Below are 20,122 nucleotides of genomic sequence, written 5' to 3' on the forward strand. Positions count from 1 at the left end.
CAGCCCTCGCCGTTGTCATCGGCGAACGGCAGCGCGTTACGCGCTACCGCCCGCCCTCCGCGCGGCGCTCGCGTGAACCGACTTACCCGCCGAATGTCTCGGCGATCAGACGTTTTGCCGCCTGGTACTCGGGCTGCGCCTGCATCTTTTCCCAGCCGTGGACCTTGCCGCGGCCCTGGAGATGCTTGATACGACGCTGCGATACCGTGTCGACCTTCGGTTTCATTTCGCGCAGCAAGCGGTCGGCCTTCTCCGGGCTGTTGCAGATGAGCACCATATCGCAGCCGGCATCGAGCGCGGCATGCGCCGCCGTCACGACATCCCCGGCAGCACTCGCGCCCTGCATCGACAGATCGTCGCTGAAAATCACGCCGTCGAAACCATACTTTCCACGCAGAATTTCCTTGAGCCATTTGGCCGAAAAACCCGCCGGGTTCGGATCGACTTGCGGATAAATCACGTGTGCAGGCATCACTGCCGACAACGACATGCCGAGCCAGTCGTACGGCTGCGCATCCACGGACAAAATCTCGTCGAGCGAACGTTCGTCCACGGGAATCTCGTGATGCGAATCGGCCGCCACGAAACCATGCCCCGGGAAATGCTTGCCGCAATTCGCCATGCCAGCGAGCAACAATCCATGATTCAGGCTCTTCGCGAGCATGGCGACAACGCGCGGGTCTGCATCGAAAGCCCGGTCGCCGATGACCGTGGATGTGCCGTAATCGAGATCCAGCACCGGCGTGAAGCTCAGGTCGATATCGCACGCGCGCAGCTCGGACGCCAGCACATAGCCCACGGCCGTCGTCACACGCGTCGCCTTGAATACGTCTTCGTGCCAGAGCTTGCCGAGCTTGCCCATCGCGGGCAGATGCGTGAAGCCGTCGGTGCGAAAGCGCTGCACGCGCCCGCCTTCGTGGTCGACGGCGATCAGAATGTCGTCGCGCACGTCGCGAATCTGCTTGGTGAGCGAACACAGCTGTGCCCGATCATCAAAGTTGCGGGCGAACAGAATGACCCCCCCGGTCAACGGGTGCTCGATGCGACGGATGTCGTCTTCGCTGAGGGTCAGCCCGACGACGTCCAGCATCACCGGGCCAGGCCTGCGCTTCGTCATTGCGTTTTCTCCGATGCAATATTGCCCATGTTGCTTAACTCTTCCCTAGGTTTCGAGAGGCGATCGCAAAGGCGACCGCATATTCCTTCTCGTCCGTGATCGAAATCTCGATCGACAAGTGCCGATCGGCGAGCCACTGCACCAGTTCGCCGGTCGCCACGACGACCGGCTTGCCCGACGGCTCGTTGAGCGTCTGCACCGCGCGCCACGTCATCGGCCAGCGCATGCCCAGACCGATAGCCTTCGACACGGCTTCCTTCGCCGCGAATCGGGTGCACAGATACGCCAATCCACGTACCTCCGAGCGCTTCTGACGAGCGTGGTAGACCTTGAGTTCCTCCGGCCCAAGCACGCGCTCGGCGAACCGTCCCTGCGTGCGCGCCATTACGCCGACGACCCGGCTGATTTGCAGGATGTCGGTACCCACACCGTAAATCGTTGTCGCCCCCGAGGCAGGGGTTGCGACGTTTGCGCGCGCAGAGGATGCCTCAGCAGGCGAGGAAGAGGGTGGCGTGGTGTCGCTCATGAAGATGGCGTATGAACAGGGCGTGGCGTGGTGTGACGTATCAATGGTGTCGGCGTGATGCGGGCGCAGGAAGCAGGCGCAGGAAGCAGGCACTCAACCGACGCGGCGCGGCTCAGCCGCGCGCGGCGATACGGCTCGCGACCATGATTGCCTTCATCTCGCGCACTGCATTCTCCCAACCGGCGAACAGCGCATGCGCGACGATGGCGTGCCCGATATTGAGTTCGGAGATGCCCTCGATCGCTGCGATGGGTTGTACGTTCTCGTAGTGCAGACCATGCCCGGCGTTGACCCGCAGCCCAAGCGACAGTCCGAGCGCCACCGCACGTTCGATACGCGCAAATTCGGCCTCGCGCGTGGCGTCGTCGTGCGCTTCCGCATACCGGCCCGTATGCAATTCGACCGCCGGCGCCCCCATGCGCGCTGCCGCGCGAATGGCGCCTTCATCCGGATCGATAAACAGCGACACGCGGCTGCCGGCCTCACCGAGCCGTTGTGTCGCGGCGGCGATTCGGTCGTACAAGCCGACGACATCCAGCCCGCCCTCCGTCGTCAACTCCTGACGGCTCTCCGGCACGAGGCACACATCGTGTGGCTTCACGCGACACGCAATCGCCAGCATCTCTTCGGTCACCGCGCATTCGAGGTTCATCCGCGTGATGAGCTTGTCGCGCAGATTCGTCACGTCCTCGTCGCGAATATGGCGACGGTCTTCACGCAGGTGCAACGTAATCACGTCGGCCCCGGCCTCTTCGGCCAGTAACGCGGCCTTGATCGGGTCGGGATAGGTCGTGCCGCGCGCGTTACGCACCGTTGCGACGTGATCGATGTTCACCCCGAGGTCGATGGGGTTGCCTTGGAAGAAGAGGCTCATAGTTTTTGCAGGTCGAGCAGGATCTGCCGGGTATTGAGCGGCACGCCGCCCAAGTGGTGGTTGAGAAGAAAGCGCATGAGCAGCTTGCTCTGCTGCACGGTCTGCGCCCGCGAGTAGTCGTCTTGCTCCATGTCGAGCAACGTCTGCCCGATGACGACAGGCCACTCCGATGGCTCGTCGCCGCGTGCCGGACGCACCCCCCAGTCCGGATGGAATACGTAACGGCGATCGGCCGTGACTTTGCCGCGCGTCTGCGTGCATCTGTCGAACGCCACGGCATAGCCGGTCTCGCGCAACAGCACGCGTTCGAAGGCGCGCAAAATGATGCCCGCAGGCTCGCCGTGCGCGAGATGATGCAGGGTTGTCAGGTAATGCTGGAAGAGTTTGTCGTGCGGGTCGTCTCGCGCGCAGAACTTCACGAGCAATTCGTTCAGATAGAAACCGGAGAGCAACGCGTCGCCTTCGAGCGGACGCAGCCCGCCCACCCACTCGGCCTTCGTCAGCGTGCGCAGTTCGCCCTTCCCCAGCCAGGCGAGCGAGAGCGGCTGAAATGTCTGAAGTACCCCCCGCAGTGCAGAGTGCGGGCGCTTCGCGCCTTTCGCCACAAGGGCAATGCGCCCGTGGTCGCGTGTGAGCACGTCGATGATCAGGCTGGTTTCGCGATAGGGATAGCTGTGAAGGACGAAGCCCGGCTGTTCGGTCACGCGACTCTGCTCGCGCTCGGCCGAGCGCGCGGGTGACGGCGCGCGCCGTACCCGTTTGGTTTCGCCTTTGACGTCGTGCCGGTTTTCGCGACCGGCACCGTCGGCGTTGGCTTCGGCATGGTGAAAGGCCTCCGAAGCCGCTTCGTCAACGGCGCGGGTGCGTGCGCTGCGGGTCTGGCGCGCAGGACGGGTTCCCGTCGCCGACGAGGAAGTCCCACGTGGCGCGCGCGATGCGCCGCCCGCCGAGGTTACCTCGGCTGCCGCTGCCGTGTCATCGCGTGGCGTGTCGAGTTCACTCGTAGCCATATGCCCGCAGGCCGGCGTCGTTGTCGGCCCAGCCGCTCTTCACTTTGATGAAGACTTCCAGATAGACCGGACCGTCGAAGAGCTTTTCCATGTCGTGACGCGCATCGGTGGAAATTTGCTTGAGCTTCGCGCCCTTGCTGCCGATGATCATCGCCTTGTGGTTGTCACGCTCGACCAGCACGCTCGCGAAAATACGGCGCAAACGGCCTTCCTGCTCATACTTGTCGATGATGACGGTGCTGGTATAGGGGATTTCGTCACCCGTCCAGCGGAACACCTTTTCGCGCAGAATCTCCGCCGCCATGAAGCGCTCGCTGCGATCGGTCAGGTCGTCTTCACCGTAGATCGGCTCGCCTTCGAGCAGGTACGGGCGCAGCACGCCGAGCAAATGCTTGATGTCATCCGCACGCTTGGCCGACAGCGGCACGATCTCGCGGAAATCGCGCACTTCACTGACCTTGCGCAGGAACAACAGCATCTCCTCCGCGCTGTTCATGCGATCACGCTTGTTGACGATGAGCAGTACTGGCGTCGTTTCCGGTAGCAGGTTGAGCACCTTCTCGTCGTCCGGACCGAAATTGCCGGCCTCGATGACGAACATCACAACGTCGACGCTCGACAGCGTAGACGTCACGGCGCGATTGAGCGAACGATTCAGTGCGGTCGCGTGACGTGTCTGGAAGCCCGGGGTGTCGACGAAGATGTACTGCGCGTCTTCCGTCGTGTTGATGCCGGTGATGCGGTGCCGCGTCGTCTGCGCCTTGCGCGACGTAATACTGATCTTCTGACCGACGAGGGCGTTGAGCAGCGTCGACTTGCCGACGTTCGGACGCCCGACGATCGCCACGGTACCGCAGCGAAAATCCGTCTTATCGTTCATGATTGGAAACTCTCTTGAAACGGGGGAGCGCCTCGCGCTCATCCCCAAATGGAACTCAGGCAGCAGCCGGAGGTTGTTTCACGGCGTCGGCCTTATCAGCCGCCTTCTCCGTCGACTTGTCAGTCGACTTGTCCGTCGCCTTGTCCGCTGCTTTATCCGTCGCCTTGTCGGCAGGCTTCTCGGCAGACTTTTCGGCAGGCTTCTCGGTTGCCTTCTCTGTCGGTACAGCCGTGCCGCGTGGCGCGCCATGACTCGAGGCCGTCATCGCAGGCGCCATCGTCGAGCCGACGCTGGTATCGCGCGCGTCCTTTGACTCCCGGGACTCCCTGGCATCCCTCAGGTCCTTCACCTCTTTCGACTCTGCCGGTGCTGTGGATGTCGCCTGACCCGCTTTCTCCGCCTTTTTCGCTTCCGAGGCCGCCGCTTTCGCTGCCCGCTTCTTAGCCGCCTTGGCGCTCTTCTCCGCCTTGGGCTTGGCCAGCGCGGGCATCTTCTGCACCTCTTCGAGCGCCTTCTTCGCCGCCGCTTGCTCCGCAGCGCGGCGGCTCGCACCCGAGCCACCGACCTTGATGTCGAGCTTCGGCACCGTACATTCAACCTCGAATTGCTGGTTGTGCGCTGCGCCGTGCGTGGCAATCACCGTGTACTGCGGCAGCGCAATCTTGTGACCTTGCAGATACTCCTGAAGCAGCGTCTTGGCGTCTTTACCGAGCGTTTTCGGATCGACGTGTTCGAGCACCGGCGTGTAAAGACGCTCGATGACGGCGTAGGCCGCTTCGAAGCCCCCGTCGAGGTACATCGCCCCGAACAGCGCTTCGAGCGTGTCGGCCAGAATCGAGGGACGGCGGAAACCACCGCTCTTGAGCTCGCCCTCGCCTAAGCGCAGGAAATCGGAAACGCCAAGCGTCTGCGCGATCTCATACAGCGACTGCTGCTTCACGAGATTGGCACGCACACGAGAGAGGTCGCCTTCGTCGAGCTTGCCGTAGCGACGGAACAGAATCGCTGCGACCGAACAGTTCAGAATGGAATCGCCGAGAAACTCCAACCGCTCATTATTGGCGGCACTGTGGCTACGGTGCGTCAGTGCTTGGCAAAGCAATTCCGCATCGTGGAAACGATACTGGAGGCGTTCTTCCAGTTGGTTGAGAGATTGAGGCATGGCGCAAGTATAGCGCGACGCTCCCGCCCCAGCGCGCGTCGTCGCCAAGAAACGACGGGCTTTACCGCCGTGTGGCGGGCTTTTCGGACTCGCGTGAGGGCGGTGAACCGGACATTTCCGAATGCAGGACGGATCCGTCCCTTCGGCAGTCCTCACTCGTCGCGTCTTTTATTTCTTTTTCAAAAACAATAATGCGGAAAATGACGAATTTCGCCAATTTCCGCATTAATTCAACATCATCGCTGGGAGATCCCGCCGTGGCAGTTGCCTTTACTGGAAGCTACCCAGACGCTTCAGATTCGAGAAGTTCATCCAGATAAAGAACGCACGTCCGACGATGTTCTCTTCCGGCACAAACCCCCAGTAACGGCTGTCTGCGCTGTTATCGCGGTTGTCGCCCATCATGAAGTAGTTACCCGGCGGCACCTTGCAGATCACGCCCTGACTGTTGTACTGGCAGTTCTGCTTGTTCGGAAAGTCGTCGGCGCCCATGATGTACGGCGGCACGTTCGGGTCGTTCAGGATACGGTTCTTGACCCCGCCCACCGTTTCTTCGAACTGCTTGAAGTAGGCGATATGTTCGTCGTCGAAATAATCCGGCAACGCCGTTTCGGGCACAGGCTGCCCGTTGATCGTCAGCTTCTTGTTCTGGTAGGCCACCACGTCGCCCGGCACGCCGATCACACGCTTGATGTAGTCCATGGACTCATCTTTCGGGTAACGGAACACCACAACGTCGCCGCGCTTCGGTTCGCCCAACGGGATGATCTTCTTGTTGATCACCGGCAGGCGAATGCCGTAGTCGAACTTGTTGACGAGAATGAAATCGCCGACGAGCAGCGTCGGGATCATCGACCCGGACGGGATCTTGAACGGCTCCACCACGAAGGAACGCAGCACGAACACCGCCAGAATCACCGGGAAGAAGCTCGCGGAGTACTCGAGCCACCAAGGTTGACGCAGCTTCTCGTCACGCAATTTCGCACGTGCACTCGCAAGCGCGCTGCCCTCCTGCGAACCAGAGCCCTGAACGCCGGAGCCCTGCAACGCCAGTTGCTGCTGATCGAATTGCGCCACAGCGTTCTGTGCTGCCCGGCGGCGCGCCGGTTGAAACACCAACTTGTCGGCCACCCAGGCCACCCCGGTCACCAGCACCAGGATCAAAAGAATCAGGGCGAAATTCATGCGGGACCTGTCGCTACGTTATTTGTCTTCGACTTGCAAAATGGCAAGGAACGCTTCCTGGGGAATCTCAACGCTCCCCACCTGCTTCATGCGCTTCTTACCTTCCTTCTGTTTCTCAAGCAGCTTCTTCTTACGCGTGATGTCGCCACCATAGCACTTCGCCAGAACGTTCTTGCGCAAGGCCTTGATGTTTTCACGGGCAATAATGTTCGCACCGATCGCGGCCTGAATCGCCACATCGTACATCTGGCGCGGAATGATTTCCCGCATCTTCGCCGCGACTTGCGCGCCGCGACGCCGACTCTCCGAACGGTGAACGATGATCGACAGGGCGTCGACCTTGTCACTGTTGATGAGCATGTCGACCTTGACGACGTCCGACGCGCGATACTCCTTGAACTCGTAGTCCATCGACGCGTAACCACGCGACACCGACTTCAGACGATCGAAGAAATCGAGCACGATTTCAGCCATCGGAATTTCGTAGATCAGACGAACCTGACGGCCGTGGTATTGCATGTCGATCTGGATACCGCGTTTTTGCTGGCACAACGTGACGACCGAGCCGACATACTCCTGCGGCATGTACAGATTCACGGTGACGATCGGCTCGCGAACTTCCTCGATACGGCCCGGATCCGGCATCTTCGACGGGTTTTCGACGGACACGACGGTGCCATCGCGCTCCGTCACCTCGTAAATCACGGTCGGCGCCGTGGTGATGAGGTCCATGTCGAACTCGCGCTCCAGGCGCTCCTGCACGATCTCCATGTGCAGCAACCCCAGGAAGCCGCAGCGGAAGCCGAAGCCCAGGGCCTGCGAGACTTCCGGCTCGTATTGCAGCGACGCATCGTTGAGCTTGAGCTTTTCGAGCGACTCGCGCAGCGCGTCGTACTGGTTGGCTTCAACGGGATAAAGCCCGGCGAACACCTGCGGCTTGACTTCCTTGAAGCCCGGCAGCGGCGCATCGGCCGGTTTGGTCGTGGTCGTCACGGCGTGCGTGACTGTATCACCCACCTTTGCAGCACCGAGTTCCTTGATGCCCGAGATGATGAAGCCGACCTGCCCCGCCGAGAGCGACGCGAGCTGCTTCGACTTGGGCGTGAACACGCCGACCTGCTCGACCAGATGGCTCGAACCCGTGGCCATCAAGTGAATCTTTTCCTTCGGCTTGAGCGTGCCGTTCACGACACGCACGAGCATGACCACACCCACGTAGCTGTCGAACCACGAGTCGATGATCAGCGCCTGCAACGGAGCATTCGCATCGCCCTTGGGCGGCGGCACCTTGGCGATCAGCGCTTCAAGCACGTCTTCCACACCGAGACCGGTCTTCGCCGAGCAGCGCACGGCGTCGGTCGCTTCGATGCCGATCACGTCTTCGATCTCCTGGATCGCGTTCTCGGGTTCGGCAGACGGCAAATCGATCTTGTTGAGCACCGGCACCACTTCCACGCCCAGTTCAATGGCCGTGTAGCAGTTCGCCACCGTCTGCGCCTCGACACCCTGCGACGCGTCGACCACGAGCAGTGCGCCTTCGCATGCGGAGAGCGAACGGCTCACCTCGTACGAGAAGTCGACGTGTCCCGGCGTATCGATGAGGTTGAGGTTGTAGACCTTGCCATCGCGCGCCTTGTATTGCAGCGCGGCGGTCTGCGCCTTGATGGTGATGCCACGCTCGCGCTCGAGGTCCATCGAGTCGAGGACGCGCGATTCCATTTCACGATCGGACAAACCGCCGCTCAGCTGGATGATGCGATCGGCCAGGGTCGATTTCCCGTGGTCGATGTGGGCGATGATCGAAAAATTGCGAATATGGTCCATGAGGCGGGCTATAGAAAAGTCGGTGCCATCGGATTCGGCTCGGCAGCGGCTTTCGAGAGAATCGGCAAACACGACATTTTAGCCGAAACCGCAGCGATTCCGTCCGGAATCGAGCACATCTCGGCGATACATCGGTAATGACGGGAAGGTCCTGGCGTCGTTCGCGCACGGGGGACGCGCGGCTTCAGTCCGATGAAAAGACGGCAGCCACGGCATTGACGTCGAAATGATACCGGCACAACTCGCGATCCCCCAACGCAAGCACCGGCACGATCTCGTCGTACTTGGCTTCGAGCGCCGGATCGCTGTCGACATCGACGACCGTCACCGAGAAATCCCACGCCGGGCGCATCGCTTCGAGCGCCGCAAGCATGTCATCGCAAAGATGACACCACTTGCGGCCATACAGCGTGAACGCCGGCGCGGTCATGGAGGGCATGAGGCAGGCTTACTTGCCGCTCGGGGCACGCGGGCGCAGCGGCACGAACTGCGTCGCATCGCCACGTCGCACCAGAATCGGCACCAGACGCTTGGGATCGAGCGCCTTGACCACTTCCTCGAACTGCTTGGCGTTCGCGATGTCGGCGTCGCCCACACGCAGAATGATGTCACCCTGCTGGAGTCCCGCCCGGCCGGCCGGCCCTTCGGCCAGCTCGACCTGCACGCCGCCACGCAGCTTCATGTCCTTCTTCTGCGCATCGGTCAGATCGGAGACGACCAGCCCAAGCGCGTTCGGATGCGGCGTGTCGGCACTGCCCCCCTGCGCCTTCGACGCCTTGGGCGTGTCGGTATCGGCTTCGGCGATGGCGATCTTCAGATCCTGATTCTTGCCCTTGCGCAGCACTTGCAGCGTGGCGCTGGAACCCGGCTTGGTTTCGCCCACCATACGCGGCAGATCGGTCGCGTGATCGACAGGGCGACCCTCGAACTTCATGATGATGTCGCCCGGCTGCACCCCTGCCTTCTCGGCCGGGCTCCCCGGCTCGACGCTGCGCACGAGCGCGCCTTGCGCACGCGGCAGGCCCAGCGAATCGGCCACGTCCTTGCTGACTTCGCTGATCGCCACACCGATGCGCCCGCGCACGACCTTGCCCGTCTTCTTGAGCTGGTCGACCACACGCATGACTTCATCGATCGGAATCGCGAACGAAATGCCCATGAAGCCGCCGGTCTGGCTGTAGATCATCGAGTTGATGCCCACCACCTCACCGCGCATGTTGATCAGCGGACCACCCGAATTGCCCGGATTTACCGCAACGTCCGTCTGGATAAACGGCAGGTAATCGCCCGTATCGCGCCCCTTGGCCGACACGATGCCCGCCGTTACCGTATTTTCGAGGCCGAACGGCGACCCGATGGCGACCACCCATTCGCCGACGCGAAGCCGGTTCGAATCGCCTACCGGCACGGTCGGCAGATCCTTGGCCTCGACCTTGACCACGGCAACGTCGGTGCGCTTGTCCGCGCCGACCAGTTTGGCCTTGAACTCGCGCTTGTCGGTCAGGGTGACGTAGATGCTGTCCGCCCCGTCGACGACGTGGGCGTTGGTCAGAATATAGCCGTCGTTCGAGACGATGAACCCCGAGCCCACGCCGCTGTTCTGCTCCTCGTCCGGCTGCGGCTGACCGCGTCGGGGCGTGCCGCCCTTCGGCCCCGGCTGCTGCGGCATGGGCACGCCGAAGAAACGGCGGAACAACTCGGCCATGTCGTCATCCATGCCCGGCGGCAAGCCACGCTGATTGCGGCTAACGCGCTCGGTCGTCCGGATATTCACGACGGCCGGGCCGACGCGATCGACGAGTTGGGTGAAATCGGGAAGATTGCTGACCAGCGGTGCGTTCGACGCCGCCGTGGCGCTGCTCGTTGCAGAGGCCGGGGCAGCGAATGCGGCGGGAGCTCCCGCCAGATGAGCGGCCATGGCGCCGCCGAGGATGACACGAAGCAGGAGAGTCTTCTTCATTGGAAGATCGTGGTGCGCGAAAGTCTCGGAATCCCTGAGGGCAGCCTGACACCCGACGCACCGTCGCGTCTTGCCAGCGCCTCGCTGCCCGGACCGCGCCGTTGCCGGTCGCGGCCCACCCGACAGCCGGTCACTTCGCCGGCTGCTTAAACTCGATACTGGAGGCGAATTGTTGCAGGGTGGCCTGCGGCACTTCGCCGAGCAAGGTCAGCCAAAAGTCGCCATGGCGCTTGATGAGGATGTTCGTCGCCCCCGCGCTGCCGTGGCCTTCCTTGCGATCACGCGTGGCCGGTTCAATAAATACCGAAAGTCCGGCCATGCCGTCGGAATATACCACCTGCTGGACTTCGAGCGGTTTGCCATCTGCGCTCGAGCGCATCGTGCGACGCACCTCTCGCACCGCCTTGAATCCGGGCACCTTCTTGTCGACGTCGATGCTCCAGCCTGCGTCAGACAGCCGCGTGGCGGCAATTTGCGGCTTCACGACATGCCAGCCGTGCGTTGCCTGAATCGCGTGCAGGATGCGCGCCTTCTCACTGGGCACGCCGATCGAGATTTGCGAGAACGCCGCCTGCTCCAGCAGATGACCTTCCGCGTCCAGCGTTTGGGCTCTCAGCAGCAGACCCGTGTTGCGGTCGGCCCACAGCCGGTATCCGAAACGATAATCGTCCTTCGGCGAAAGCTCGATTACCATGCAGTCGAACCCAGCCATCCGTTCGTTGGGCAGCAGCTTCGGCGCGTAGTTATCGAGTACATCGCGGTTCGGCGTAGCGAGCAACGCGGGGAACGAATCCTTGCTCTCGCGCTTTTCCTGGAAGACGGTCTTCTGCTCAGGAATGAGCGTGTAGACATCGTCGTTCTGACGAAGAATGCGACGTTGACGGCCGTCGAGCGTCTCAAGTTCTTCGTATTCGTTGCCTTTATCCGCGAAGTGGCTGATCTTCGACGAACGCATGGTCGAGCCACGCTGATAGACGAACGTGCCGATGTAGTTTTGCGTCTGCGCCGCGCGGTGGATCTTGTTTAGCCACGCGCTGACTTCGCGCTTCTCGATCAATGGATCGGTCGAAGGCGCCGAAGCCTGCGCCCACGCCTGCGTTTGCAGGGTGGTCGCCAGCAGGAAAGCAAACAGGAAGAAAGTGCGCCCGATGGGCGCACGCGGCAAGGATTCGATACTCAGGCGCTGCATTTATTCGTCCGCTTGCGCCGAGGCTCGCATGTAAGGGGAGACGCTCTGGCCAATGGGGGCCGGCGCGTATTGCTGGTGGGCCGCCAGATACTGATCGAGACGCGCATCGCGCAGCACGATCAGGTCGTTCGGCGCACCGGCGCCCGCACCGTTGGCGGCCACAGCCGCTTGCGGTTGCTGCGAGAGCGCCACGCGCGTGAGGCTCGAACCCGAACTTGTCGGCGCCGCGGTTTGCGCGAGCACCTGCGTCTGCGTACCGCCTGCCGGATGATCCTGCAGGCGCGGCACCACGACCCACGACAGTGCAGCCACCGCGGCAGCCGCTGCGGCCGTCGGCAGCACACGGCGTACGCGCAGGAACGGATTGATACGTGTGACTCGCGAGCCTGCAACCTTTGCGCCCGGTGCCGCCGCCTGAGCGTCAGCCAGCGCGGTCGGCGCGAGCAGATGCGGCTCAGCGTCCAGACGTGCCGCGAAGGACGCCATGAAGGCGGACTCCGAACGCGGCAGTGTCAATTCATCGGAACGCAGTGCGTCCCCGATCAGATGGTAGTCGTCCCAAAGAGGCCGGCCCGAGGTGTCAGCCTCGTCCAGCAGGGCGGCCAGTTCGTCCGGATCGAATTCCCCGTCCATCAACGCGGAAATCCGCTCGGCTTGCAGCCCCCGCTGCGTTTGCACCGTCGCTGATCCCATGATATCCCCCAACGAAAATAACTTCCCCGGCGGCGCGCTCACCAGCGCTTACCGTCAGGCGTGTCCAGCAGCGGCCTCAGCCGGCTGGCAATCGCTTCACGCGCCCGGAAAATTCGCGAACGGACCGTTCCGATCGGGCACCCCATGGCTTCTGCGATCTCTTCGTAGCTAAGACCCTCGATTTCTCGCAGGGTGATCGCCGTCCGAAGTTCATCGGGCAAAGCCTCCATCGCCGTGTTGACCGTCTGAGCAATTTGCTTGCTCATCAGCATCGACTCAGGCGTGTTGATATCCCTTAGTTGATCGGCCTCGGCAAAAGTTTCCGCTTCTTCAGCGTTCGCTTCAGTCGAAGTCGGTGCACGGCGCCCTTGCGTTGCAAGGTGATTTTTCGCCGTGTTGACAGCAATACGATACAACCAGGTATAGAACGCCGACTCGCCACGAAACTGCGGCAAGGCGCGGTAGGCCTTGATAAAGGCCTCCTGCGTCACATCCTCGACCTCGGCGGCGTCGCGCACGAGCCGCGACACGAGGCGGATGATCTTGCGGTGATATTTCGCGACCAACAGCTCGAAGGCGGCTTTGTCGCCCTTTTGCACGCGCTCTACGAGCGCCTGGTCGATTTCTCGTTCACTCACCTGATATGGATCCGTATTTTCTCTGGCTGCCAGGCCCCGGTCGGGCCCGATTGCACCACGGCTGCAGTTGCCGCCATGGCTGGAAATGTCTTTGACGCCGCACGCCCGGGCACACTCACCGGAGCGTGGGTTAGCAGGACGGGACGCCTGCGCGGCGTCCCGCGAACTTAGACGCGCTGGAAGACCAGCGTGCCGTTAGTCCCGCCAAATCCGAAAGAGTTCTTCAATGCGACATCAATTTTCATGTCGCGCGCCACGTTTGCGCAGTAATCGAGGTCGCAAGCGGGGTCCTGATTGAAGATATTGATGGTCGGCGGCGATTTCTGATGGTGAACGGCCAGCACGGTAAACACCGATTCCAGACCGCCCGCACCGCCAAGCAAATGGCCGGTCATCGACTTCGTCGAGTTCACGACGACATGCTTGGCGGCGTCGCCCATCAGTCGCTTGACCGCGACCGTCTCGGCAATGTCGCCCAGCGGTGTCGAGGTACCGTGCGCGTTCACATAATTGACGGTGTCGGCGTTCAGACCGGCATCGCGCAATGCGTTCGTCATGGCACGCAATGCGCCATCGCCGTCCTCGCACGGTGCGGTCATGTGATACGCATCGGCGCTCATGCCGAAGCCCTTGATCTCCGCATAGATCTTGGCGCCGCGCGCCTTGGCGTGCTCGTACTCCTCGACCATCATCACGCCGGCGCCTTCGCCCAGCACGAAACCGTCGCGATCGCGGTCCCACGGACGGCTCGCCGTCGCCGGATCGTCATTGCGCGTGGACAGCGCCGTCATCGCGGCGAATCCGCCGATACCCAGCGGGGATACCGTCGATTCGGCGCCGCCTGCAAGCACGGCATCCGCGTCGCCATACTGGATCATGCGCGCCGCCTGACCGATACAGTGCAGCCCCGTCGTGCAAGCCGTGACGATAGCGAGGTTCGGCCCTTTCAGACCGTACTTGATCGACAGATGGCCGGAGATCATGTTGATGATCGAGCCAGGCACGAAGAATGGGGAAATCTTGCGCGGACCGCCATTGAGCAGGTCGGTCTGCGTGTCTTCGATCATCGGCAGGCCGCCGATACCGGAACCGACCAGCACACCCACGCGTTCGGCGTTTTCCGCGGTGACTTGCAGGCCGCTGTCTTCGAACGCCTGAATGCCGGCGGCGAGACCGTAGTGGATGAACGTATCCATGCGGCGCGCATCCTTGGCCGACAGATATTTCTCGGTCTCGAAGTTTTTGACTTCGCCTGCGAAGCGAACCTTATGGCTGCTCGCATCGAACTTCGTGATGTTGGCGATGCCCGAACGGCCCGCGACCAGATTTTCCCAACCTTCGGCAACAGTGTTGCCGACCGGCGAGATCAGGCCCAGACCGGTAATGACGACGCGACGACGACTCACGATACTCCCCTTCTTCTGCTGGGTCATACAAAACAAAAGCCACAGAGGCGACAAGGTCCGACCCTGCGCTCCCTGCGGCTGACAGGCATGCCTGACGCCAGGAGCCGGTCGGCACCCCGGCCAGTCAGGCGATCCAAAGGCGTATTACGCTTCCTTGGATTGTGCCTGGGCGAAATCGATGGCTTGCTGAACAGTCGTGATCTTTTCAGCGTCCTCGTCCGGAATCTCGATCCCGAACTCCTCTTCCAGCGCCATCACCAGCTCAACCGTGTCGAGCGAGTCGGCGCCAAGATCGTTCACAAAGCTGGATTCGTTCTTGACGTCGGCTTCTGCCACGCCAAGTTGTTCCGCGACGATCTTTTTGACACGTTCTTCAATGCTAGCCATTCAACCCTCCGGGGTATTTAGTTCAGACAAGTGCGCGCATTTTAACAGGTTTGCCAACCAAAGTTAGCATGCGCCAAATAATGTTCAATGTCGCGCAAATACATGCAATTTCATAATATCTGCGCACATCTCCCTCAATTCATAAACATGCCGCCATTCACGTGGAGCGTGGTGCCGGTGATGTAGCCGGCCTGCGGGGACGCAAGGAATGCCACCGCATTGGCGATGTCCTCCGGCGCGCCCAGACGCCCCAGCGGAATGCGCGCCTTGAGCGCCTCATGCTGCGCTTCACCCAGCGCCTTGGTCATATCCGTGTCGATGAAACCCGGTGCGACGCAATTGACGGTAATGTTTCGGCTGCCGATCTCGGCGGCCAGCGAACGCGACATCCCGGCGACACCCGCCTTGGCCGCCGCATAGTTGGCCTGACCGGGGTTACCGGCAGAGCCAACCACCGAAGTCACGTTGATGATGCGACCGCTACGCGCCTTCATCATCGGCTTGATCACGGCACGCGAGAGACGGAAGATCGCCTTGAGGTTGGTGTCGATCACATCGTCCCACTCGTCGTCCTTCATCCGCATCGCGAGATTATCGCGCGTGATGCCGGCATTATTGACGAGGATGTCGAGTTTGCCGTGCTGCTTGAGGATGTCGTCCAGCGCAGCGGCTACGCCTTCGGCATCGGTCACATTCAGGACAATGCCCTTGCCCGCAACACCCGCTTCGGCGAAATAGGCATCAATGCCTTGCGCACCGGCTTCGCTGGTGGCGGTGCCCACGACCGTCGCCCCCTGACGGGCGAGTTCGAGGGCGATGGCACGGCCAATGCCGCGCGAGGCGCCGGTCACCAGCGCCACGAGATTGTCGAGTTGCTTGCTCATCGAAGAAATACCCTTGCCTTTGGCTTACGAGAGTTGGGCGCGCACATCGGCGAGCGATGCCGGATCCGTGATCGCCAAACCCGTGAGATTACCGTCGATACGCTTGGTCAGCCCCGTGAGCACCTTGCCCGGGCCGCACTCGACCACTTGCGTGACCCCCTGAGCAGCGAGCCACTTGACCGATTCGACCCAGCGCACCGGCGCGGCGGCCTGGCGCACCAATGCATCCTTGATGCGAGCGACGTCCGTTTCGACGGCCACATCTACGTTGTTGACGAGCGGGACCTGCGGCGCGTTAAACGTCACGTTCGCCAGATACTCGCGCAGGCGGTCCGAGGCCGGCTTGAGCAACGACGAGTGGAACGGTGCCGACACCGGCAGCACGAGCGCGCGCTTGGCGCCTGCGGCCTTGGCCAGTTCGCAGGCCTTTTCCACGCCCGCCTTGGCGCCCGCGATCACGACTTGCGCCGGGGCATTGAAATTGACGGCCTCGACCACGCCCGCTGCCGAAGCTTCGGCACAGACGCTGCGAACGGTGTCGTCGTCCAATCCCAGAATGGCCGCCATGCCGCCCTGCCCGACCGGCACGGCTTCCTGCATGGCTTGCGCACGGAAGCGCACGAGCGGCACAGCGTCCTTGAACGCGATGACTCCGGCTGCGACCAGCGCGGTATATTCACCGAGGCTATGACCGGCGACGAACGCAGGCTTCGCGCCACCGTCGGCCAGCCATGCGCGATACATCGCGTAGGCGGCGGTCAACATGACCGGCTGCGTGTTGGTCGTGAGATTGAGTTCTTCGGCAGGGCCCGCCGCAATCAGCTTGGCGATGTCCTGCCCGAGGGCGTCCGACGCTTCGGCGAGCACTTCACGCACCACGGCGTTATCGGCAAATGCATCGAGCATGCCCACCGATTGGGACCCCTGTCCCGGAAAAACGAAAGCGAATGTCATAGCGCTGTTCTTTGCTGTCAGATTCGGAAACACGGCGGCGCATTGTGGCACACCGATGTGACGCGATGGAATGCGTCGTCACGCCCGGCGCCCCTTGGCGGGTACGCGCCGCACACCCGGCACACCCGGCATGCACGACGCCTCGCGCCGGAACGTTTTACATGCGGAAGAGCACCGCACCCCAGGTAAAGCCGCCACCCACGCCTTCGATCATCACGGTTTGCCCAGCCTTGATACGACCGTCGCGCACCGCAACGTCGAGGGCCAGCGGAATCGAGGCGGCCGAGGTGTTGCCGTGTTGGTCGACGGTGACGACCATCTTCTCTTCGGCACCCAGCTTGCGGGCGGTGCTCGTCATAATGCGCAAATTGGCCTGATGCGGAATCAGCCAGTCGATCGCCGACGCTTCCAACCCGGCCTTCTCGAGGGCCTCGTGAGCCACTTTTTCGAGAACCTTGACGGCCAGCTTGAAGACCGCCTGGCCATCCATATAGAGGAAGGCTTCGCCCTGCACCGCGCCGGCGTTCACGTTGCCCGGCACACACAGAATGTTGGCGTGGCTGCCGTCGGCATGCAGAGCGCTCGACAGAATGCCCGGCTCGCTGGACGCTTGCAGCACGACCGCACCCGCGCCGTCGCCAAACAGCACGCACGTCGTACGGTCGTTGAAATCGAGAATGCGCGAGAACGTCTCCGCACCGATCACGAGGACGTTGCGGTAGGCACCCGAGCGAATGAAATTGTCCGCCGTCGCCATCGCGTAGGCGAAGCCCGAGCAAACGGCCTGAATGTCGAATGCCGCACAGCCGTTGGTGATACCCAGCTTGCTCTGCACGAGGCAGGCGGTACTCGGAAACACGAAGTCCGGCGTGGACGTGGCGACCATGATCAGGTCGATCTGGTCGGCGCTCAATCCCGCCATGTCGAGTGCGCGCTTGGCGGCTTCCACCGCCATGTCGCTGCTCGTCTGGTCGGGCGCGGCGAAGTGGCGAGCCTGAATGCCGGTACGCGCGACGATCCACTCGTCGCTCGTCTCGATGCCACGCGTGGCAAGTTCGTCTGCCAACTGCTGATTGGTCACGCGTCGTGCCGGCAGGTAGCTGCCGGTGCCGACGACACGGGAATAAATCGCGGACTGGGTCATCTTATGATCGGTTAGCGCACCGGGGCGGGCACCGGCTTCAGAGCGCCGGAATGGCGCTCACCGGCTTGTTGTCCTGGAGCTGGGTCTGATTCTCTTGCATCGCGCGCGACAGGCGGTCGAGCACGCCATTGCGAACTGCATCATATCCGCGTTTGATGGCCCATTCAAACGAGTAGGCATCGGCTGAACCGTGACTCTTGATAACGAGCGCACGCAATCCAAGCAACGCAGCACCGTTGTAGCGGCGATGGTCGACGCGGTTCTTGAAGCGAGTGAGAATCGGCAGCGCAATGACGGCAATCACCTTCGTCCACCAGGTGCGGGTGAACTCTTCTCGGATCATGTCGCCGAGCATTTGCGCCAGGCCTTCGGAGGTTTTGAGAGCGACGTTGCCGACGAAACCATCGCACACGACGATATCCGTCGTACCACGATAAATGTCGTTGCCTTCCACGTTGCCGTAGAAGTTCAGCGTGGAGCCGCGCAGCAGCTCGCCGGCCTGCTTGATGACGTCGTTGCCTTTGATGACTTCTTCGCCGATGTTGAGCAGGCCGATCGACGGACGTTCCTTACCGTCAACGGCGGCCACGAGCGCGTGGCCCATTTCGGCGAATTGGAGCAGGTGGGTCGGCTCGCAGTCCACGTTCGCGCCCAGATCGAGCATCGTGGTGTAGCCGCCCAACTGGTTCGGCAGCACCGTGGCAATGGCCGGGCGCTCGATACCGGGCAACGTCTTGAGCACGTAGCGTGAAACGGCCATCAGCGCGCCGGTATTGCCGGCGGACACGCAGGCTTGCGCGCGCGCTTCCTTGACCAGATTGAGCGCCACGCGCATCGAAGAGTCTTTCTTCTTGCGCAGTGCGGTCTCGACCGAGTCGTCCATGGCGACGACTTCGCTCGCATTCACGACGGACAGGCGCGGGTGATCCGTGGCGCGCAGCTTTGCAAGTTGCGCGTTGATGATCTCCTGCTGCCCGACCAGCACAAGTTCGACATCGTCGGTAGATTGCACGAAGCGAACCGCAGCCGGCACCGTCACCGATGGGCCGTGATCTCCGCCCATGCAATCGATCGTCAGGGTGACTGTCATGTCGACGTGATTGGCTTGCGGTACAGGTAACAAAAAAAGCGGCAGGATGAGTGCCGCTTTTGCCACATCGGACGATCAAACAGCGCCATGATGGGCGCGTGTCGCCTGGAGGGCCGAATTAGTCGTTCTTGGTCTTGATGACCTTGCGACCACGGTAGAAACCGTTCGGCGAGATGTGGTGACGCAGGTGCGTCTCACCCGACGTCGGTTCGACGGCGGTCGACGGTGCGGTCAGGAAATCGTGCGAACGGTGCATGCCGCGCTTCGACGGCGACTTCTTGTTCTGTTGAACGGCCATGATAACTCCTCAAAATATCGCGAAATTTTAACACAGTTCGAGCGCCGCCCTACGGTGTCGGCCTGTCGGCCCGACCTGTGCGACTAACGCAAACATGTACTTTGGTGAGCCGGAAATCCGGCCGCACATTACTTTCCGTCCTTGTCCGGCGAGCGCTTGAGCGCTGCCAGCGCCGCGAACGGAGACGGCTTATCCTCTTCTTCGGGTGCCGGGGCCGGTTCGGCCAATCCGTCGCTACCCGTGGCAAGACTATCGTGAACCGTCGGGCAAACCTCATGCTTCGGTACGATAGGCAAAGCCAACAGCAATTCTTCTTCGATCAGTTCGAGCAGATCGAAATGCCTGGAGCCGACCAGCGCCTCGAGTTCGTCCTCGTCGAGCGGGCGGTCTTCCGCAGCGGCCTCGTCATGCACGATCTCGAAAGTCGTTTCCGACGCGAGAGGTGCTTCATACGGCGTCAGGCAGCGCTGGCATTCGAGCCACATCGGACCTTCGACCGACAACGTCAGGAACTGCACGACGGCCGGCTTGCCATCCGCGCGCAGCACCTGCTTCTCCGCACCTTGCGCGCGCCAGTGGAATGCCGCCTGCGCACGCCCCGTCGCCGAGACTTCGGCAGGCACTTCGGTTACCATGCGCGGCAATGCCGCAAGTTGCACGTCACCTTCCGCCACCCGGCCGGTACGCGCGAATTCGAACAGATCGACGATATATTCGCTCATCACGCTCATCCTTGCCTTGGCGCATCTGGCTGCATTTCAACGTCCCCTGTCACTCGCAGCGCCTTGATCCGACGCCACTTTGGAGCGTTCGAACCGGTATCGCGCAGACTGGCGGGACCGAGCGCCAGATTGCAAAAGCCGTGAATTCTAAATAGTTTTTCGTTTCTCGTCAAACACTT

The 20,122-nt window shown here is 62.0% G+C and carries 20 protein-coding genes and 1 pseudogene; all 21 read right to left on the minus strand.

Annotated features, from left to right (window positions below; all coding sequences use genetic code 11):
• Positions 1–82 precede the first annotated feature (82 nt).
• The gene (nagZ, locus tag PCA31118_RS11445; RefSeq protein ID WP_150625348.1) at positions 83–1,117 is read right to left on the minus strand and encodes a beta-N-acetylhexosaminidase; all 1,035 of its coding nucleotides are present in this window, start codon (positions 1,115–1,117) and stop codon (positions 83–85) included.
• A gap of 34 nt (positions 1,118–1,151) precedes the next feature.
• Positions 1,152–1,643 (minus strand): holo-ACP synthase, encoded by a 492-nt coding sequence (acpS, locus tag PCA31118_RS11450; RefSeq protein WP_246190196.1) that lies wholly within the window; start codon positions 1,641–1,643, stop codon positions 1,152–1,154.
• Between the two features lie 112 nt (positions 1,644–1,755).
• Positions 1,756–2,517: a pyridoxine 5'-phosphate synthase gene (gene pdxJ / locus PCA31118_RS11455; protein WP_150625349.1), complete on the minus strand. Its 762-nt coding sequence runs from the start codon at positions 2,515–2,517 to the stop codon at positions 1,756–1,758.
• On the minus strand, positions 2,514–3,527 hold the full coding sequence (gene recO / locus PCA31118_RS11460; protein WP_150625350.1) for a DNA repair protein RecO: 1,014 nt from the start codon (positions 3,525–3,527) through the stop codon (positions 2,514–2,516). Before recO ends, pdxJ begins: the two co-directional genes overlap by 4 nt.
• Entirely contained in the window at positions 3,514–4,407 is an 894-nt protein-coding gene (gene era, locus PCA31118_RS11465; protein WP_150625351.1) for a GTPase Era, read from the minus strand. Before era ends, recO begins: the two co-directional genes overlap by 14 nt.
• A 64-nt stretch (positions 4,408–4,471) precedes the next feature.
• Positions 4,472–5,569 (minus strand): annotated as a pseudogene (rnc, locus tag PCA31118_RS11470) (ribonuclease III); the annotation flags it as partial.
• A 270-nt stretch (positions 5,570–5,839) separates the two neighbouring features.
• Complete coding sequence (gene lepB / locus PCA31118_RS11475) at positions 5,840–6,754, minus strand: signal peptidase I (RefSeq protein ID WP_044456938.1); 915 nt, start codon at positions 6,752–6,754, stop codon at positions 5,840–5,842.
• A gap of 18 nt (positions 6,755–6,772) precedes the next feature.
• On the minus strand, positions 6,773–8,578 hold the full coding sequence (gene lepA, locus PCA31118_RS11480) for a translation elongation factor 4 (RefSeq protein ID WP_150625353.1): 1,806 nt from the start codon (positions 8,576–8,578) through the stop codon (positions 6,773–6,775).
• A 184-nt stretch (positions 8,579–8,762) separates the two neighbouring features.
• Complete coding sequence (locus PCA31118_RS11485; RefSeq protein ID WP_150625671.1) at positions 8,763–9,008, minus strand: glutaredoxin family protein; 246 nt, start codon at positions 9,006–9,008, stop codon at positions 8,763–8,765.
• Between the two features lie 18 nt (positions 9,009–9,026).
• Positions 9,027–10,538 carry a DegQ family serine endoprotease gene (locus PCA31118_RS11490; RefSeq protein ID WP_150625354.1) on the minus strand — a complete coding sequence of 504 codons (1,512 nt, stop codon included), beginning with the start codon at positions 10,536–10,538 and terminating at the stop codon, positions 9,027–9,029.
• 130 nt (positions 10,539–10,668) lie between these two features.
• Positions 10,669–11,727, minus strand: a complete 1,059-nt coding sequence (locus PCA31118_RS11495) for a MucB/RseB C-terminal domain-containing protein (protein ID WP_150625355.1) — start codon at positions 11,725–11,727, stop codon at positions 10,669–10,671.
• Positions 11,728–12,420, minus strand: a complete 693-nt coding sequence (locus PCA31118_RS11500) for a sigma-E factor negative regulatory protein (protein ID WP_150625356.1) — start codon at positions 12,418–12,420, stop codon at positions 11,728–11,730.
• A gap of 38 nt (positions 12,421–12,458) precedes the next feature.
• Positions 12,459–13,058 (minus strand): RNA polymerase sigma factor RpoE, encoded by a 600-nt coding sequence (gene rpoE, locus PCA31118_RS11505; protein ID WP_010805230.1) that lies wholly within the window; start codon positions 13,056–13,058, stop codon positions 12,459–12,461.
• A gap of 167 nt (positions 13,059–13,225) precedes the next feature.
• Complete coding sequence (gene fabF / locus PCA31118_RS11510; protein WP_044458478.1) at positions 13,226–14,464, minus strand: beta-ketoacyl-ACP synthase II; 1,239 nt, start codon at positions 14,462–14,464, stop codon at positions 13,226–13,228.
• Between the two features lie 144 nt (positions 14,465–14,608).
• Positions 14,609–14,851: an acyl carrier protein gene (gene acpP / locus PCA31118_RS11515; protein ID WP_150625357.1), complete on the minus strand. Its 243-nt coding sequence runs from the start codon at positions 14,849–14,851 to the stop codon at positions 14,609–14,611.
• A gap of 134 nt (positions 14,852–14,985) precedes the next feature.
• Complete coding sequence (fabG, locus tag PCA31118_RS11520; protein WP_150625358.1) at positions 14,986–15,735, minus strand: 3-oxoacyl-ACP reductase FabG; 750 nt, start codon at positions 15,733–15,735, stop codon at positions 14,986–14,988.
• 24 nt (positions 15,736–15,759) lie between these two features.
• The gene (gene fabD / locus PCA31118_RS11525) at positions 15,760–16,689 is read right to left on the minus strand and encodes an ACP S-malonyltransferase (RefSeq protein ID WP_150625359.1); all 930 of its coding nucleotides are present in this window, start codon (positions 16,687–16,689) and stop codon (positions 15,760–15,762) included.
• 157 nt (positions 16,690–16,846) lie between these two features.
• On the minus strand, positions 16,847–17,833 hold the full coding sequence (locus PCA31118_RS11530) for a beta-ketoacyl-ACP synthase III (RefSeq protein WP_150625360.1): 987 nt from the start codon (positions 17,831–17,833) through the stop codon (positions 16,847–16,849).
• Positions 17,834–17,870: 37 nt separating this feature from the next.
• Positions 17,871–18,923 (minus strand): phosphate acyltransferase PlsX, encoded by a 1,053-nt coding sequence (plsX, locus tag PCA31118_RS11535; protein ID WP_150625361.1) that lies wholly within the window; start codon positions 18,921–18,923, stop codon positions 17,871–17,873.
• Between the two features lie 118 nt (positions 18,924–19,041).
• Complete coding sequence (rpmF, locus tag PCA31118_RS11540) at positions 19,042–19,221, minus strand: 50S ribosomal protein L32 (RefSeq protein WP_023594409.1); 180 nt, start codon at positions 19,219–19,221, stop codon at positions 19,042–19,044.
• Between the two features lie 128 nt (positions 19,222–19,349).
• Complete coding sequence (locus PCA31118_RS11545; protein WP_150625362.1) at positions 19,350–19,952, minus strand: DUF177 domain-containing protein; 603 nt, start codon at positions 19,950–19,952, stop codon at positions 19,350–19,352.
• Positions 19,953–20,122 lie beyond the last annotated feature (170 nt).

The organism is Pandoraea captiosa, from assembly GCF_902459775.1.
Taxonomy (GTDB): domain Bacteria; phylum Pseudomonadota; class Gammaproteobacteria; order Burkholderiales; family Burkholderiaceae; genus Pandoraea; species Pandoraea captiosa.